This window comes from Guyparkeria sp. SCN-R1 (assembly GCF_003932495.1).
Taxonomy (GTDB): domain Bacteria; phylum Pseudomonadota; class Gammaproteobacteria; order Halothiobacillales; family Halothiobacillaceae; genus Guyparkeria.
Window position 1 is genome coordinate 87265 of the sequence record NZ_QZMT01000008.1, and the last position, 14302, is coordinate 101566.

Sequence of the window (14302 nt, forward strand, 5' to 3'; positions counted from 1 at the left end):
CGAGACGGAATCATTGAGCGGAGCGGGTCCTTGGTCCTGGCGGTGGCCCTGGTGGCCTTGGTTGCCCTGGCAAGCGGCACCGTTCGGGCCGAGGTGGCCCCGAGCGAGCCGATCACCCTGGAGCTGGCCACCGAGATGGCCCTCCACGCCGATCCGCGTATCGATGAGCAGCGTGCCAATGTGGCGCGAGCCCAGGCGCTGATCGAGCGGGTGAAAGGCGAGGGCGGGCCGCGCGTCTCGGCCAACCTGTTCGCGGGGCTGGCACCGAAGGCCGAGGACGGCATCTTCACCAACGGCACCAACACCTGCCCGGCGGGTGAGTCCTGCACCCTGCGTGATGATGGCAACGAGCTCGACGAGGGATTCACCGTCACCTCCGGGCTGACTGCCTCGATCATCCAGCCGCTGTACACCTTCGGCAAGCTGGAGAACTATGGTGATGCGGCCCGTCTGAACCGAGATGTGAAGGCCTCCGAGGTCGCCTTGGCGCGAGGCGAGACCTGGCTTACCGTGCGCCGCGCCTACTGGGGTTACCTGGCCGCGCGTGACACGCGCCAGATGCTCGAAGGGGTCAAGCGCCAGGTCGATCGCACCCGTGACGACATGCGCGAGGATGCCGAGGCCGGCGAAGTGCCGATGAGCCAGCTGTACGCACTCGAGAGCGGGGCGGCCCAGCTCGATCGCTACCTGGCCGAGGCGGGCAGCGTCGAGGCCATCGCAATCGATGGGCTCAAGACCATCATCGGCGTACCGATCGATTCGAGCATTGAGGTGGCACAAACGCACATCGAGCCGATTACCTTGCCCGACGGCGAGCTCCGCGAACTCGCGGATCGTGCGCTGGCGCAGCGCCCGGAGATGGCAATGGCCGACAATGGCCAGGCGGCCATGCGCAATTACGTCGCGGCTCGCAAGAGCGAACGGTATCCGAACCTGTATGCCGGTTTGGTTGCCGGGGCGACGTACACGCCGGGTCGAGATCGACTCAACAACCCCTATATCAACCAGCCGCTCAACCAGGCATATGCCGCTCCGGTGGTCGGGCTGCAGTGGGATTTCAACCCCGGGGTGATGCGGGCGAATGTCAGTGACGCCGAGGCCCAGCTTCAGGGTGTGGTCGCCAAGGCGCAGCTGGCCCGGCAGGGCATTCCGTTCCAAGTCGCCGAGGCCTATCACCAGTCACATGGTCTGGATCGACAGATTCAGGCGCTGGAGTCGGCCAAGAACAACACCCGCAAGTGGATGGTGTCGACCTTCATGGATTACCAGGCGGGCCTGGTAGGCGGCGAGGAGTTGGCCGAGGCGGTCAAGGCGAACACCGAGGCGCAGGCCGACTATTTCCGCGTCATCAACGACTACAACATGAGCGTAGCGAAACTGGCGATCGCCACGGGTGACTATCCCCAGTAAGGCTCGAGCAATAAGTCCGCGCCGCTACGCGGCCTCGTCGCCAATGACATCCAAACAATGAGACCCCTATGAGCTTTGCATTGTCCCCGTTTTTCCGTGTTCCCCGCGCTTCCTGGTTCCTCCTGGGGCTGGTTGGCCTGCTGGTGACCAGTCTTTCCATGACAGCACGCGCCGAGCCGAACGAAGCACAGGCCCGTGAACTGGTGGAATCCACCGCCGAAGCGGTGATCGCGGAGATTCGCGAGAACCAGGCCGCCGTGGAGGCCGATCCCGAGGCGCTGCTCGAGATCGTGGATCGGCTGCTGTTGCCGCACGTCGACTCCGAACGTATGACCCGGCTGGTTTTGGGACGTTACTACCGGCAGGCGAGCCCCTCACAGCGCGCGCAGTTCAACCAGGAGTTCCAGCGACTGCTTGTGCGGACGTACGCCGGGCCGCTCTCCGAGTTGGGCAACCAGAAAATCGAGATCGTTGGCACCAAGCCGGGTGGGGCGGACGACGAGTTGGTGGTCGAGTCCGAGGTCTCCGGTGGCGATCTGGGTACCGTGCCTGTGGACTACCGCATGGCACCTGTCAGCGGCGAATGGAAATCCTACGATGTCGTGGTCGACGGCATCAGCCTGGTCAACAACTACCGTGGCAGCTTCGCGCAGAAGATCCAGCGTGACGGCATCGACGGGCTGATCCGGACCCTGCGGGAGCAGAATGAAGACGGCCGGGGCTGAACGCGGCTGGAATCTGCGCGTCGAACCGGGGGTGATCCGCCTGAGTGGATCGCTGCTGCGTGCGGGTCTCGATCGCCAGCCGGGCGATCTCCCGGCGGACGTCGTGGGCCCGACGGTCGATGTGCACCTCGGTCAGGTCGAGCGCATCGATACCGCGGGACTCGCTTGGTTGGCCGCCATTCAGGCCGACGCCGAGGCAAAAGGCATCCGTCTGCGATACACTCACGCGCCCCAGGCCATGCGCCAGATGCTGGCGGTCTACGGTCTCGAGGGGCTGATGCCCGTCGAGACCGGCCTGGATTAGCCCACGGCCCGAGACCCGATCCGATTTCATGAATAAGCTCCTGATCCGCGGCGGCACGCCGCTCGACGGCGAGATTCGCATCTCCGGCGCAAAGAACGCGGTGTTGCCGATGATGGCCGCCTCGCTTCTGGCTGACTCGCCGGTGACCATCGAGAATGTCCCGCACCTGCAGGACGTGACCACCACCATGGAGTTGCTGGGCCGCATGGGCGCGACGCTGACGGTGGGCGACCAGATGAGTGTCGAGGTCGACACCACAACGGTCGACACCCTCGAGGCGCCCTACGATCTGGTGCGCACCATGCGTGCCTCGATCCTCACGCTCGGCCCGATGTTGGCCCGGTTCAAGAAAGCGAGGGTTTCCCTGCCGGGTGGTTGTGCCATCGGTACCCGTCCGGTCGACATCCACCTCAAGGGGCTCGAGGCACTGGGCGCCGACGTGCGAGTCGAGGGTGGCTACATCGAGACGGCCGCCGAGCAGTTGGTCGGCGCGCGCATCGTACTCGACCAGGTCACGGTCACCGGTACCGAGAACCTGATGATGGCAGCGGTCTTCGCCAAGGGTGAAACCGTGCTCGAGAACGCCGCGCGCGAGCCCGAGGTAGTCGATCTGGCCAACTTCCTAAATGCCATGGGCGCGGATGTACGCGGTGCGGGCAGCGATGTGATCCGCATACACGGGGTCGAGCGCCTGCAGGGTGTGCGCTATCGCGTACTGCCGGATCGGATCGAGACCGGCACCTACCTCGTCGCCGCGGCAATGACGCGCGGTCGTATCCTTGTGCGCGACACCTGCCCCGAACTCCTCGATGCGGTGCTTGCCAAGCTCGAGCAGGCCGGCGCGGAGATCGAGTTGGGTGAGGACTGGATTCGCCTCGACATGCACGGACGTCGGCCCAAGGCGGTCGATATTCGTACCGCGCCGCATCCGGGTTTCCCCACCGACATGCAGGCGCAGTTCGTGGCCATGAACGCGGTGGCCGAAGGCACCTCGACGGTGGTCGAGACGATCTTCGAAAACCGTTTCATGCACGTCCAGGAAATCCAGCGCATGGGCGCGGACATCCACATCGAGGGGAACACCGCGATCATTCGCGGGGTGGAAACCCTGTCGGGTGCGCCCATCATGGCGACCGACCTGCGAGCCTCGGCCAGCCTAGTGCTGGCGGGGCTGGTCGCCAGCGGCGAAACCGTCGTCAATCGCATCTATCACATCGACCGAGGCTACGAGTCCATCGAAGAGAAGCTCTCTCGCCTCGGCGCCAATATCCAACGGATCACGAGCTGATCGCTATGTCCCAATCCGACCAGATCGTCGTTGCGCTCTCCAAGGGGCGTATTTTCAAGGAAACCCTGCCGCTGCTGGCCTCCGTGGGTATCGAACCCCTCGAGGACCCGGACAAGAGCCGCAAGCTGATCCTCGAGACCAGCGATCCGAGCGTGCGCCTGTTGATCCTCCGTGCCTCGGACGTACCGACCTACGTCCAGCATGGGGCCGCCGACATTGGTGTTGCGGGCAAGGACGTGCTGTTCGAGCACGGCGGCGATGGCCTGTTCGAACTGGTCGATCTCAAGATTGCCCAGTGCAAGCTGATGGTGGCGGGCAAGCCTGGGGCGCTCGAGCGTGCCGGGCGCATCCGGGTGGCGACCAAGTACACCCGTTCGGCCGAATCCTACTTTGCCGACCGCGGGCGTCAGATCGAGCTGATCAAGCTGTACGGTTCGATGGAACTGGCACCACTGGTCGATCTGGGCGACTGCATCGTCGACGTGGTCGATACCGGCAACACGCTGCGCGCCAATGGCCTGGAGCCGCTCGAGCACATCGCCGAGATTTCCTCGCGCCTGATCGTCAATCGCGCGGCGCAGAAGCTCAAGCACGCTCGGGTGACCGATTTCGTCGACCGGGTGGAGCAGTACCTGGAGGGCAAGTGATGATCCGTCGCATGAATGCCCGCGCCGCGGGCTTTGACAGTCAACTGGGCGAACTCCTCGACTGGTCGGGCATGGCCGATGATCGGGTCGAGGGCATCGTTCGCGAGATCCTGGCCGATGTGCGCAAGCGCGGTGATGCCGCCGTGGTGGAGCGTACCCGACGCCTCGATCGGCTCGAGGTCACCTCCGCGGCCGAACTGGAATTGTCTGCCGAGCGGCTTGATGCTGCCCTCGAGGCGATCCCGGACGATGTGCGCGAGGCCCTCGAACTGGCCGCCGAACGCCTGCGGGCCTACGCCGAGCGTCAGAAAGGCGAGAGCTGGTCGTACACCGAAGCCAACGGCAACGTCCTTGGCCAGCAGGTCACGCCGCTCGACCGGGTGGGGCTGTACGTGCCCGGCGGCAAGGCGGCCTATCCGTCATCGGTACTGATGAACGCGATCCCGGCGAAGGTTGCCGGGGTCGAACAGGTGATCATGGTCGTGCCCACCCCCGATGGGGTGCAGAACGACACCGTGCTCGCCGCGGCGCGTATCGCCGGCGTGGATCGCGTATTCACCGTCGGTGGCGCCCAGGCGGTCGGCGCATTGGCCTATGGCACCGAGACGATCCCGGCGGTGGACAAGATCGTCGGTCCCGGCAATATCTTCGTCGCCGCCGCGAAACGCGAGGTCTTCGGCCAGGTGGGCATCGACATGATTGCCGGGCCGTCCGAGATCCTGATTGTTTGCGACGGTCACACCGACCCCGACTGGATCGCGATGGACCTGTTCTCGCAGGCCGAACACGACGAGCAGGCGCAATCCATCCTGTTGGCCCACGATCCCGATTTCCTCGATACGGTTGCCGCCTCGATCGAGCGCCTCTTGCCGGATCAGCCGCGTGCCGAGATCATCGCCAAGGCACTGGAAACCCGTGGCGCGCTGATCGAGGTTGCCGATATCGATCACGCGATCGAACTGGTCAACCGCATCGCCCCCGAGCACCTGGAACTCTCGTTCGAGGGTGCAGAGAAGCGTCTGGGTGATATTCGCAATGCCGGGGCCATCTTCGTCGGTCGCTACACTGCCGAGGCCCTGGGCGACTACTGCGCGGGCCCCAACCACGTCCTGCCCACATCGGGCACGGCGCGCTTTTCCTCGCCGCTGGGGGTCTACGACTTCCAGAAGCGCTCGAGCATCATCCACTGTTCCCCGGCCGGTGCCGCGGAACTGGGTCGCGTTGCCGACCGGCTGGCCCGTGCGGAGGGGCTCGAGGCGCACGCCCAGTCGGCTCGCTATCGGGTCGAGGCCGAGGACTGAGCAATGGCCGATGCCATGTTCAACCGTTTCTGGTCGGATGATCTGGGCGAGCTGTCGCCCTATGTGCCGGGCGAGCAGCCGAAGATCGATGACCTGGTCAAGCTCAATACCAACGAGAATCCGTTCGGTCCCTCGCCGCGGGTGATCGAGGCGATTCGCGCCGCGGCCGACGATGGGCTGCGCCTCTACCCGGATCCGACCAGCTTGGCGCTGCGCGAGTGTCTCGCCGAATACCACGGTGTCACGGCCGATCAGGTCTTCGTCGGCAATGGCTCGGACGAGGTGCTGGGTTTCCTGTTCCGGGCGCTGTTCCAGCGTGGCCGGCCGGTGGTGTTTCCGGACATCACCTACTCGTTCTACCCGGTCTATTGTCGGCTGTTTGGCATCGAGCCGCGCATGGTCGCCCTGGACGAGGAACTGGCGGTGGATGTCGAGGCGATGTGCGCCATCGACCCGTCGAGCGTGGGCGGGGTGATCCTGCCCAACCCAAACGCGCCTACTGGCCGCTTGCTGTCGATCGACCAGGTCGAACGACTTGCGGCGCATTTTGCCGATTGTGCGGTGGTGATCGACGAAGCCTACGTCGATTTCGGTGGGGAAACGGCGATCGGGCTGATCGACAGCTACCCGAACCTGCTGGTGACGCAGACGCTGTCGAAGTCGCGTTCGCTGGCTGGGCTGCGCCTGGGGTTTGCCATCGGCGATGCCGGGCTGATCGATGGGCTCGCGCGGGTCAAGGACAGCTTCAATTCCTACCCCGTCGACCGCCTGGCCAGCGCCGGTGCCATCGCCGCCTACCAGGACGAGGCGTACTTCGAACAGACACGTCGAGCGATCATCGCCATGCGTGAGCAGCTCGGCGCTGATCTGGAGGCCCGTGGCTTCGAGGTGTTGCCGTCGGCCGCCAATTTCCTGCTTGCCCGTCACTCGACGCGTGCCGGGGCTGCGCTTGCCGCGAGTCTGCGGGAACGTCGGGTGATCGTGCGCCACTTCGACCGCGCCCGGATCGGTGATCACCTGCGGATCACGATCGGCAGCGAGGGGCAGAACGGGGCCCTGCTCGCCGCCCTCGACGAGATCCTCGCCGAGGGGTGATGTGCGGGCCGGCCTGTTTTCGGCTCGGCCTGCGTGTTATTCTTCGCTCGCGTTCTGGTCAGCAACAGGCCGGCCACGACGCCACCCAATGGTGCCCTGTGTTCGTCCCTTCGCGACGGATCTCTGTGAATTCCGCCAGGCCCGGAAGGGAGCAACGGTAGCGGTCGATCCGGGCGCCGGAGACCGGCGGATGCAGGGTGCCACCCAATTGGATCCCGCGCTATGAGTTATCTGGTACTGGCACGCAAGTGGCGACCCCGGCGTTTCGACGACATGGTCGGCCAGGGTCACGTGCTCCAGGCCCTCACCAACGCGCTGGATCGCGACCGTCTTCACCACGCCTACCTGTTCACCGGCACCCGCGGGGTGGGCAAGACGACGGTTGCCCGCATCTTCGCCAAGGCACTCAACTGCGAGCAGGGCGTTTCCAGCCAGCCTTGCGGCGAATGCGCTGCTTGTCTCGAGATCGACTCGGGTCGCTTTGTCGACCTGATCGAGGTCGACGCCGCTTCGCGCACCAAGGTCGACGACACCCGCGACCTGCTGGAAAACGTCGTCTATCTGCCGGTCAAGGGCCGCTTCAAGATCTACCTGATCGACGAAGTGCACATGTTTTCCCAGGCGAGCTTCAACGCCCTGTTGAAGACGCTGGAAGAGCCGCCCGAGCACGTCAAGTTCCTGCTAGCGACCACCGATCCGCAGAAGTTGCCGGTGACAGTGCTGTCTCGCTGCCTGCAGTTCAACCTGCGTGCGCTGCCGCAGGCACATATCCAGACCTATCTCGCCGACATCCTCAACCGGGAGGGCATCGAGGCCGACTCGGAAGCCCTGCGACTGGTCGCGGACGCCGCCGGCGGCTCGATGCGCGATGCCCTGAGCCTCGTCGATCAGGCGATCGGTTTCTGCGATGGCCGACTGGAGACGAACGCGATAGCCGACATGCTCGGTGTCACCGATCGACGCCTGTTGCACGGTCTGCTCGAACGGCTTGCCGCCGGCGATGCCGACGGGGTGTTTGGGCTGGTGGATCAGGCACTGGAGCGATCGGTGGATCCCGCTCGGCTATTGGCAGAACTGGCCGAGACGGTCCACCACGCGGCCCTCTCCCAATGGCTGCCGACCGATGCCCCGGCGCTGAACGCGGATGCCGCGACCCTGCAGCTCTGGTACCAGATCGCCTTGTCCGGTCGTCGGGACATCGGCTGGGCACCCTCGCCGCGCGTGGGTCTGGAGATGACCTTGCTACGCATGCTTGCCTTCGAGCCAGGCACCGGCCCAGGAAACGATGGACCGCCCGCGCGTCAGGCAGAAAACACCCCGACAGGGCAAGCGCAATCGCAGCAGGAGTTGACCCCGGCGTCTCATCAAGAAACATCCGGGGCACCGGTCGGTGTCGCCGACCGAGAGCCGTCCGATTATCGTGCCGATGCGGACGGCTTGAGCCAATCGACTCCGGCGAGTGCCGCGGCTGAGGAGGGACATCGTGCTGGCTCCGGCAAGGGGCATGTCGAGGCGCCCGGAGCAATGGAAAGCCAGGCAAGCAGTGGTCGGACGATCACGCCCGACAACTGGTTCGAGATTGTCGCGCAGCTTTCCATGCCGGCTCGTAGCCTCGCCGAGCGCTGTCACGCGATCAACGACGACGACTCGGTCATCTTGGTGATCGACCCCGGTTTCCTCTCCATGGCCTCGAAGGCCACGCAGGAACGGCTGGTCGCACAATTGCAACGACTCGGCGTGCAACACCCGGTTCGATTCGAAGTCGGTGAGACGTCGGCGGCGGCAGCACCGGAGCGAGCCAAGCCGGCCGTGGCATCCGGCGAGCCGTCACCGCAACCGGACGCCCCAGGATACGCCCAGGGGGAAACCCCGGTTGAAACCCCGGCACAAATCCGGGAGCGCAACGAGCAAGCGGCGGCCGAGGCGCGAGAGCAATCGTTGCGCGACCACCCGGCCGCACGCGTCGTCGCGGAGCGTGCCGGGGCCGAACTGATTCGAGAATCCGTGCGTCCCGTGGACGATCACGGCGCAGTCAACGAACGTTAGCGAGCAGGAGACATCGGCAGATGAAAGGTGGAATGGGCAACCTGATGAAACAGGCGCAGGCGATGCAGGAAAACATGCAGCGCATGCAGGAAGAAGTCGCCAAGATGGAAGTCGAAGGCCAGTCCGGTGGCGGCCTGGTCAAGGTGACCATGACCGGCAAGCACGAGGCGCGGCGTGTCTCGATCGATCCGAGCCTGCTGGAAGACGACAAGGACATGCTCGAAGACCTGATTGCCGCGGCGATTAACGACGCCGCTCGGCGTATCGAGCAGGAGCAGCAGGAAAAGATGTCGGGCATGACCGCTGGCATGAACTTGCCGCCGGGCTTCAAGATGCCGTTCTGAACCGGCCCGGCCTGATCTCATCGCCCGATCCATTGCGGTTCGGGCGTTTCTCGTTACGGAGTGTTCGCCCGTGCAATTCTCGCCCAGCTTCCAGCAATTGATCGATGCCCTGCGTTGCCTTCCCACCGTGGGGCAGAAGACGGCGCAACGAATGGCGCTGCACCTGCTCGAACGGGATCGCGCCGGGGCAGGGCATCTGGCCGAGGCGATCGGCGAGGCACTGGAGAAGCTCGGCCATTGCCGCTCGTGCCGGGTATTCACCGAGGGTGAGATCTGCCCGATCTGTGCCGACGATCAGCGGGATGACCGGCTGCTTTGCGTGGTCGAGTCGCCCGCCGACTGGATTGCGATTGAGTCCTCCGGCGCCTATCAGGGACGCTATTTCCTGCTGCTGGGTCGCCTGTCGCCTTTGGACGGGATCGGCCCGGACGAGCTGAAACTCGACCAGTTGGCCGCGCGTCTCGACCAGTCGGGGATTGAGGAGGTGATTCTCGCCACCAGCGCAACCATTGAGGGCGAGGCGACCGCCGGGTACGTCACCGAGTTGGCGCGTTCAAGGGGGTTGCGTGTCACCCGTCTGGCCCAAGGCGTGCCGATGGGGGGCGAGCTTGAGTACATCGATGCCAGCACGCTGAGCCTAGCGCTCAAGGGCCGTCGGGAAGCCGATTCTTGATCTCCGTCCATGTCGGCCGCGCCTCTATAAAGGCAACGCATGTAGTATAAGTTTCTCCTTCCCAAAGAGGGGAAGCCTCCATGATCCAGACCCGTCCCTTTGCGGCGTTCGCCGCGACGTTACTGATGGCCGTACCGGCCCTCACGGTCAATGCCTTGGCCGACGAGGCGACCAAGGCAGCTGCAATCGAGATTGGTGACCCCTTTCCGAGTTGGAAGCTGGATGACCAGCACGAGAAAACGCATCAGCTACCGGGTGATTCCACCGAGGCGATCGTCTTTTCCCGCTCCAACCAGGCCGATGACTCTCTGTCACCGGTGCTTGAGGAGGTTGTGGGTGAGCGATTGATCGGCGGGGAGGTGGTCTATCTCTCGGATATCAGCCGCATGCCGGGCCTGATCAGCCGCCTGTTTGCCTTGCCGGCGCTGCGCGATCGGGATTACCCGGTGGTGCTGATACGCGAAGAGGGCAGGTCCGATCCGTTGGTGACCCAAGCCGACTGTCTGGCCGTGTATCGGTTAGAGCAAGGAACGGTGGTCGGACGCGAAGACCTTTGCAGCCACGAGAACGTCCGAGGGGCATTCTAGAGAAGGCCTGTGCCACTCAACCCGTGCGCGGGCTTGGTGAGGACCCTGAAGTAACCTAGATCGTGGTGTTGTTTTGCTCGTCGATCAGAGTGTCCGGTCCGGTCGCGTTGGGGTCGGCGGGGTTGTGGATCACGCGGTCGCGGCCCTTGCGCTTGGCGGCAAGCAGCGCGTCGTCGGCACGCTGGATAACGCTGTCGGCGTAATCCTGGGACGTCACGTTTGTCAGCCCGATCGAGATGGTGAGCTCACCGAGTTCGCGGCCGCTCTCGGCCAGACGCAGCTTTGACTGCGAAATGATATTGCGCAGCTTGTTGGCGACGGCCATCGCGCCATCGGTGGGGGTGTCGGGCAGGACGATCGCGAACTCTTCGCCACCGTAGCGCAACACCTGGTCCTGACCCTTGACGTGTTCCTTGAGGGTGCGGGCGATAAAGCGCAGGATCTTGTCGCCGACCAGGTGGCCGTAGTTGTCATTGATCTGCTTGAAGTGATCGATATCGGCCAGCAGGAACGCCCCCGGCTCCCCAGCCGATACGGCGGCCGTGATCTGTTTTTGCAACATGTCATTGAGACCGCGCCGGTTGGGCAGGCCGGTCAGCGGGTCGGTGCGGGCATCGCGACGGGCGCTTTCCAGTTCCTTGCGCAGCTTGGCGATCTGGTCGCCGGCACTGTTCATCTGGTCGGAGGATTCCAGTGCGCTCTTCTCGACGTGGCGGGTATCCTCCATGACCTCTTCGGTCAGCGCGCGCAGGGCTTCCACCGATTCGCTGCGATCGATCTGGCGTACGAAGTCGCCCAGGGTCGAGGCGAAATTGGAGAACTCATTCCCGGTATTGAGCATCTGCAACATCATGTTGCGCATCACGCGCAGCATGATGTCCTGGGCGCGCGACATCTGTTTGAGTGCGCCGTTGAGTACATGCGTGTCGAACAGGTCCTGGGCGACCTCTTGGGTCAGGCCTTTGCTGCTGTTGATCGCGTCGTCCATGTCCTTGGTGAGGCTGGCGTCGCGCTTGAGGGCGCGTTCGTAGAACAGGGTGATGTAGACCGGGGTCGGTGGCAGTCCCAGCTCGGCGAGTTGGGAGAGCACCATTCGCATGATTTCGCTGGCTTGGCCGCGGTCGTGGCTGTAATCGAACATGTAACGTTTCGGTCCTTTACGCCGCGGGCGGCGGCGTGTGTTGGTATGTCGCGTCGGGCCTGCCGCCCGGGCATCGACGCAATGGTGTCTACGTCAGTCGTCCAGGAGCTCGGACAGCTCGCGCGAGAGTTGATGCTCTTCCACGCCGTTGGCCTGCAACAGTTCGCGCAGATGGGTCAGGGCATCGAGTTCGATGCTGGACCAAGCCAGGGCCAGGGTGCGGTTCGACTCGCGGACGATGCGGGCGGTGAGCTCGACGAGAACGGTCTGGTCCGGATCCGAGAGGATCTCGATGTTCAGTGCTTCGGCGACACAGTCGTCGCTGAGGCTGCCAGCGGTTTCGAGCTCGATGAGGATGCCCTTAAGCGAGACGTCGAGGATGGTGCCCCGCAGCGTTTCCTTCGGGCAGCGAATGCGCACCGGAAGCGGGATCTCGACACGGGCGAAGCGGCGTTGCGTGATCATTCCGTTGTACTGCTCCTGGACGACTGTGGTGCACTGAGCCGCAATTGGTTCCAAGGATACTTTCTTCCCGTCTCGAGCGCCACCGCCGGGAGCCCGAGTCGGACGTGGGGACTGCGCCGTGGGCTGCTAGAATGCTGCCCATGCCGAATGTGATCGAGATACGCACCCCCGGACGGGGCTTTACCAACATCACCAGCCAGGTGCAGGCCGGGTTGTCCGGCAGTGGTCTTTGCCATCTGTTCCTGCAGCACACCAGTGCCTCGCTGATCCTGACCGAAAATGCCTCGCCCGAGGTGCGCACCGACCTAGAGACGCTGATCGGCCGCGCGGCCCCGGATGGAGACCCGGCCTATCGTCACGACGACGAAGGGCCGGATGACATGGCAGCCCACTTTCGGACCCTGTTGGCAGGTCACGAGCTGTCGTTGCCCATGAGCGACGGGCGTTTGATGCTGGGAACGTGGCAGGGCGTGTTGTTTACATACAGCCAAGTGCATTGACGTAACAAGTACAGCCAAGCATGCTTTTGACGTCCAGTGGCGTTGTTGGGTGTCGAGAGATGGCAAGACTTGAACGGATTCACTACCAGCCGATGAGGTTTGATCGGATTACGTCTGATGACCTGCCTTGGGTTGCCGACGATACTCGGCCGTCAATCTCTGACCTTCCGCAGATCTACTTCTCCGATGGCGAACCGTGGGTGGAGGTTAACTCCTACGCGCTCGACCGGGTCGAGATGGGCAAGAGCATCAAGACAGTTGTCTCCGACATGGGGCACCTCAGGGCCTACGCCGACTGGCTTGAGGACGAGGATCTGGACTGGCGCTATTTCCCCAAGAAGAAGGCACGACGATGCGTATTCCGCTTCCGCGGCCATCTGGTGGGTCAACGTGAAGAGGGTGACCTGTCTCCATCCACTGCATCTGCCCGTATGAACGCTGTGGAGCGTTTCTATCGCTGGGCCAAGAAGGAAGATCTTCTTGAGCAAGGCAGGCTCTGGGATGACCACACAGTCACCGTGAGCATGACGACCGAAGTTGGTTTGCGGCGCTCGTTCCCGGTCGAGAAGAGCGAACTCTCCATTCCCAACAGGAAGCGGCATGGCGATGGCCTAGAAGGCGGTCTCTTGCCAGTGAGCGAGGAATCATCTCGAACATTGCTCGAATTCCTGCGGGGTGAGGGAATGGTCGAGCTCTACCTGATGTTTTTGATTGGATTCACGACAGGGGCTCGTAGCGAAACCATCCGCACTCTCCGTACCTCCACCCTCGATATCGCCCGTCCCGACCCAAGCGATCCGAACTTGATGCGTGTACCGGTTGGTCCTCCTACGCCTGTCAAGACCAAACAGGGCGTGAGCGGCGAGATACTGTTTCCCCTGGGGTTGATCCGTCAGCTTGAGAAATACAGAACAAGCATTCGCCGACTTGAGCGTGAGAGCAAGGCTGCCGTTGAGGACAAGTCGCTGCTCTTTCTGACACGAGTGGGGAGGGAGTACACAGATAACTCCTTCACTGACCAGATGTCCAAGCTGAAGAAAAGGCTCCGAGCTGCCGGTCATAAGCACTACGACCGACTGAAGTTCCACCAGTCCAGGGCCTCGTTTGGCACATGGACGGTTTCGAGGATGCTGGATCAAGGCCACAACCCGAAGACAATCTTAGAGTTTGTCAGGATGGCTATGCTGCATAAGGACACGAAGACCACCTGGGAGTACATTACTTTCGTTCAGCACTCTCCGATGAAAGAAGACCTATCGACACGTTTTTTTGACTTTTTCTCTGGGCAAGACAGTCAGTTTGATGCGGGCTCGGTGTTCAATGACTGATTTCGCCGATCTGAAGGTTTGCCACCCGAAGGTACATGACCTCGCTCAGTTCGATCTGCGACGATTTCTCTATGTTCCACCAAGGACGCGTGGTGGCAGAAACTTGGATTCAAGGTGGTTTCTCCGCAAGATCGACGAGCAAGGCCTGAATCCTGAGAAGGTGGAGCGACTAAGTCTCGTCGTTAAACTCAAGGAGTTTTTCGAGGACCAGTTGACGATTGGGGGGAGTCTCAAGTCACAACAGACGTACGTCGCTTACTTGCAACATTTCTTCAATTTCTTCAACCAAACGGGCAAGTCCGTCACGCTGGATTCGCTTGTAGATTCGTACTTGGTATACGCCGAGCATCTTTTTCAGCGAAGCATGATACGGCCCCCGGACTTGGATCAAGGTGAATCGCCCCGACTTTCCTAGACACCTCAAGAGCCTCACAATGAGGGTTCCGAG

At 63.1% G+C, this 14302-nt stretch carries 16 protein-coding genes and 1 other RNA gene; 14 read left to right on the forward strand and 3 right to left on the reverse strand.

Features of this window, described 5'->3' with window-relative positions; translation table 11 throughout:
* The first annotated feature begins 30 nt into the window (after positions 1 to 30).
* The 12 genes from D5687_RS06345 (at position 31) to D5687_RS11365 (ending at position 10420) form a co-directional block, all read left to right on the forward strand.
* Positions 31 to 1410 (forward strand): TolC family protein, encoded by a 1380-nt coding sequence (locus tag D5687_RS06345; RefSeq protein ID WP_158611784.1) that lies wholly within the window; start codon positions 31 to 33, stop codon positions 1408 to 1410.
* A 68-nt stretch (positions 1411 to 1478) separates the two neighbouring features.
* Positions 1479 to 2135 (forward strand): phospholipid-binding protein MlaC, encoded by a 657-nt coding sequence (locus tag D5687_RS06350; RefSeq protein ID WP_125198933.1) that lies wholly within the window; start codon positions 1479 to 1481, stop codon positions 2133 to 2135.
* Positions 2116 to 2439, forward strand: a complete 324-nt coding sequence (locus tag D5687_RS06355) for a lipid asymmetry maintenance protein MlaB (protein ID WP_125198934.1) — start codon at positions 2116 to 2118, stop codon at positions 2437 to 2439. The genes D5687_RS06350 and D5687_RS06355 overlap by 20 nt, the downstream gene beginning before the upstream one ends.
* Before the next feature lie 28 nt (positions 2440 to 2467).
* A complete protein-coding gene (gene murA, locus D5687_RS06360) occupies positions 2468 to 3727 on the forward strand; it encodes a UDP-N-acetylglucosamine 1-carboxyvinyltransferase (protein WP_125198935.1) in 1260 nt (419 codons plus the stop codon).
* 5 nt (positions 3728 to 3732) lie between these two features.
* Positions 3733 to 4374, forward strand: a complete 642-nt coding sequence (hisG, locus tag D5687_RS06365; protein ID WP_125198936.1) for an ATP phosphoribosyltransferase — start codon at positions 3733 to 3735, stop codon at positions 4372 to 4374.
* Positions 4374 to 5675, forward strand: a complete 1302-nt coding sequence (gene hisD / locus D5687_RS06370) for a histidinol dehydrogenase (RefSeq protein WP_125198937.1) — start codon at positions 4374 to 4376, stop codon at positions 5673 to 5675. Before hisG ends, hisD begins: the two co-directional genes overlap by 1 nt.
* 3 nt (positions 5676 to 5678) lie before the next feature.
* Positions 5679 to 6770 (forward strand): histidinol-phosphate transaminase, encoded by a 1092-nt coding sequence (gene hisC / locus D5687_RS06375; RefSeq protein WP_240031438.1) that lies wholly within the window; start codon positions 5679 to 5681, stop codon positions 6768 to 6770.
* A 99-nt stretch (positions 6771 to 6869) separates the two neighbouring features.
* An RNA gene (gene ffs / locus D5687_RS06380) (signal recognition particle sRNA small type) lies at positions 6870 to 6966 on the forward strand.
* A 26-nt stretch (positions 6967 to 6992) separates the two neighbouring features.
* Entirely contained in the window at positions 6993 to 8816 is a 1824-nt protein-coding gene (gene dnaX / locus D5687_RS06385) for a DNA polymerase III subunit gamma/tau (protein ID WP_125198938.1), read from the forward strand.
* Positions 8817 to 8836: 20 nt separating this feature from the next.
* Positions 8837 to 9160: a YbaB/EbfC family nucleoid-associated protein gene (locus tag D5687_RS06390; protein ID WP_125198939.1), complete on the forward strand. Its 324-nt coding sequence runs from the start codon at positions 8837 to 8839 to the stop codon at positions 9158 to 9160.
* A gap of 70 nt (positions 9161 to 9230) precedes the next feature.
* Complete coding sequence (recR, locus tag D5687_RS06395; protein WP_125198940.1) at positions 9231 to 9833, forward strand: recombination mediator RecR; 603 nt, start codon at positions 9231 to 9233, stop codon at positions 9831 to 9833.
* 80 nt (positions 9834 to 9913) lie between these two features.
* Positions 9914 to 10420, forward strand: a complete 507-nt coding sequence (locus D5687_RS11365; RefSeq protein WP_204742150.1) for a hypothetical protein — start codon at positions 9914 to 9916, stop codon at positions 10418 to 10420.
* Positions 10421 to 10475: 55 nt separating this feature from the next.
* Here the strand turns inward: D5687_RS11365 and D5687_RS06405 are convergent, their stop codons facing one another.
* Both D5687_RS06405 and D5687_RS06410 read right to left on the reverse strand, forming a co-directional pair.
* The gene (locus tag D5687_RS06405) at positions 10476 to 11561 is read right to left on the reverse strand and encodes a GGDEF domain-containing protein (RefSeq protein ID WP_125198941.1); all 1086 of its coding nucleotides are present in this window, start codon (positions 11559 to 11561) and stop codon (positions 10476 to 10478) included.
* A 93-nt stretch (positions 11562 to 11654) separates the two neighbouring features.
* On the reverse strand, positions 11655 to 12026 hold the full coding sequence (locus D5687_RS06410) for a PilZ domain-containing protein (protein ID WP_125198942.1): 372 nt from the start codon (positions 12024 to 12026) through the stop codon (positions 11655 to 11657).
* A 140-nt stretch (positions 12027 to 12166) separates the two neighbouring features.
* Here D5687_RS06410 and D5687_RS06415 point away from each other — a divergent pair, with 140 nt between their 5' ends.
* Together D5687_RS06415 and D5687_RS06420 are read left to right on the forward strand one after the other, a co-directional pair.
* The gene (locus D5687_RS06415; RefSeq protein WP_240031439.1) at positions 12167 to 12526 is read left to right on the forward strand and encodes a secondary thiamine-phosphate synthase enzyme YjbQ; all 360 of its coding nucleotides are present in this window, start codon (positions 12167 to 12169) and stop codon (positions 12524 to 12526) included.
* A 59-nt stretch (positions 12527 to 12585) separates the two neighbouring features.
* On the forward strand, positions 12586 to 13854 hold the full coding sequence (locus D5687_RS06420; RefSeq protein ID WP_158611785.1) for a site-specific integrase: 1269 nt from the start codon (positions 12586 to 12588) through the stop codon (positions 13852 to 13854).
* A gap of 235 nt (positions 13855 to 14089) precedes the next feature.
* On the opposite strand, the gene D5687_RS11370 is transcribed toward D5687_RS06420, so the two are convergent.
* Positions 14090 to 14302 (reverse strand): hypothetical protein (locus D5687_RS11370; protein WP_204742151.1); only part of this gene is annotated, 213 nt, incomplete at its 5' end.

Coding starts and splice junctions, on each gene's coding strand:
- D5687_RS06390 (WP_125198939.1), top strand. CDS start 8,837: ATGAAAGGTGGAATGGGCAACCTGATGAAACAGGCGCAGGCGATGCAG.
- D5687_RS06410 (WP_125198942.1), bottom strand. CDS start 12,026: ATGATCACGCAACGCCGCTTCGCCCGTGTCGAGATCCCGCTTCCGGTG.
- D5687_RS06415 (WP_240031439.1), top strand. CDS start 12,167: ATGCCGAATGTGATCGAGATACGCACCCCCGGACGGGGCTTTACCAAC.
- D5687_RS06355 (WP_125198934.1), top strand. CDS start 2,116: ATGAAGACGGCCGGGGCTGAACGCGGCTGGAATCTGCGCGTCGAACCG.
- D5687_RS06420 (WP_158611785.1), top strand. CDS start 12,586: ATGGCAAGACTTGAACGGATTCACTACCAGCCGATGAGGTTTGATCGG.
- hisC (WP_240031438.1), top strand. CDS start 5,679: ATGGCCGATGCCATGTTCAACCGTTTCTGGTCGGATGATCTGGGCGAG.
- hisG (WP_125198936.1), top strand. CDS start 3,733: ATGTCCCAATCCGACCAGATCGTCGTTGCGCTCTCCAAGGGGCGTATT.
- murA (WP_125198935.1), top strand. CDS start 2,468: ATGAATAAGCTCCTGATCCGCGGCGGCACGCCGCTCGACGGCGAGATT.
- dnaX (WP_125198938.1), top strand. CDS start 6,993: ATGAGTTATCTGGTACTGGCACGCAAGTGGCGACCCCGGCGTTTCGAC.
- D5687_RS11365 (WP_204742150.1), top strand. CDS start 9,914: ATGATCCAGACCCGTCCCTTTGCGGCGTTCGCCGCGACGTTACTGATG.
- D5687_RS06350 (WP_125198933.1), top strand. CDS start 1,479: ATGAGCTTTGCATTGTCCCCGTTTTTCCGTGTTCCCCGCGCTTCCTGG.
- D5687_RS06405 (WP_125198941.1), bottom strand. CDS start 11,561: ATGTTCGATTACAGCCACGACCGCGGCCAAGCCAGCGAAATCATGCGA.
- hisD (WP_125198937.1), top strand. CDS start 4,374: ATGATCCGTCGCATGAATGCCCGCGCCGCGGGCTTTGACAGTCAACTG.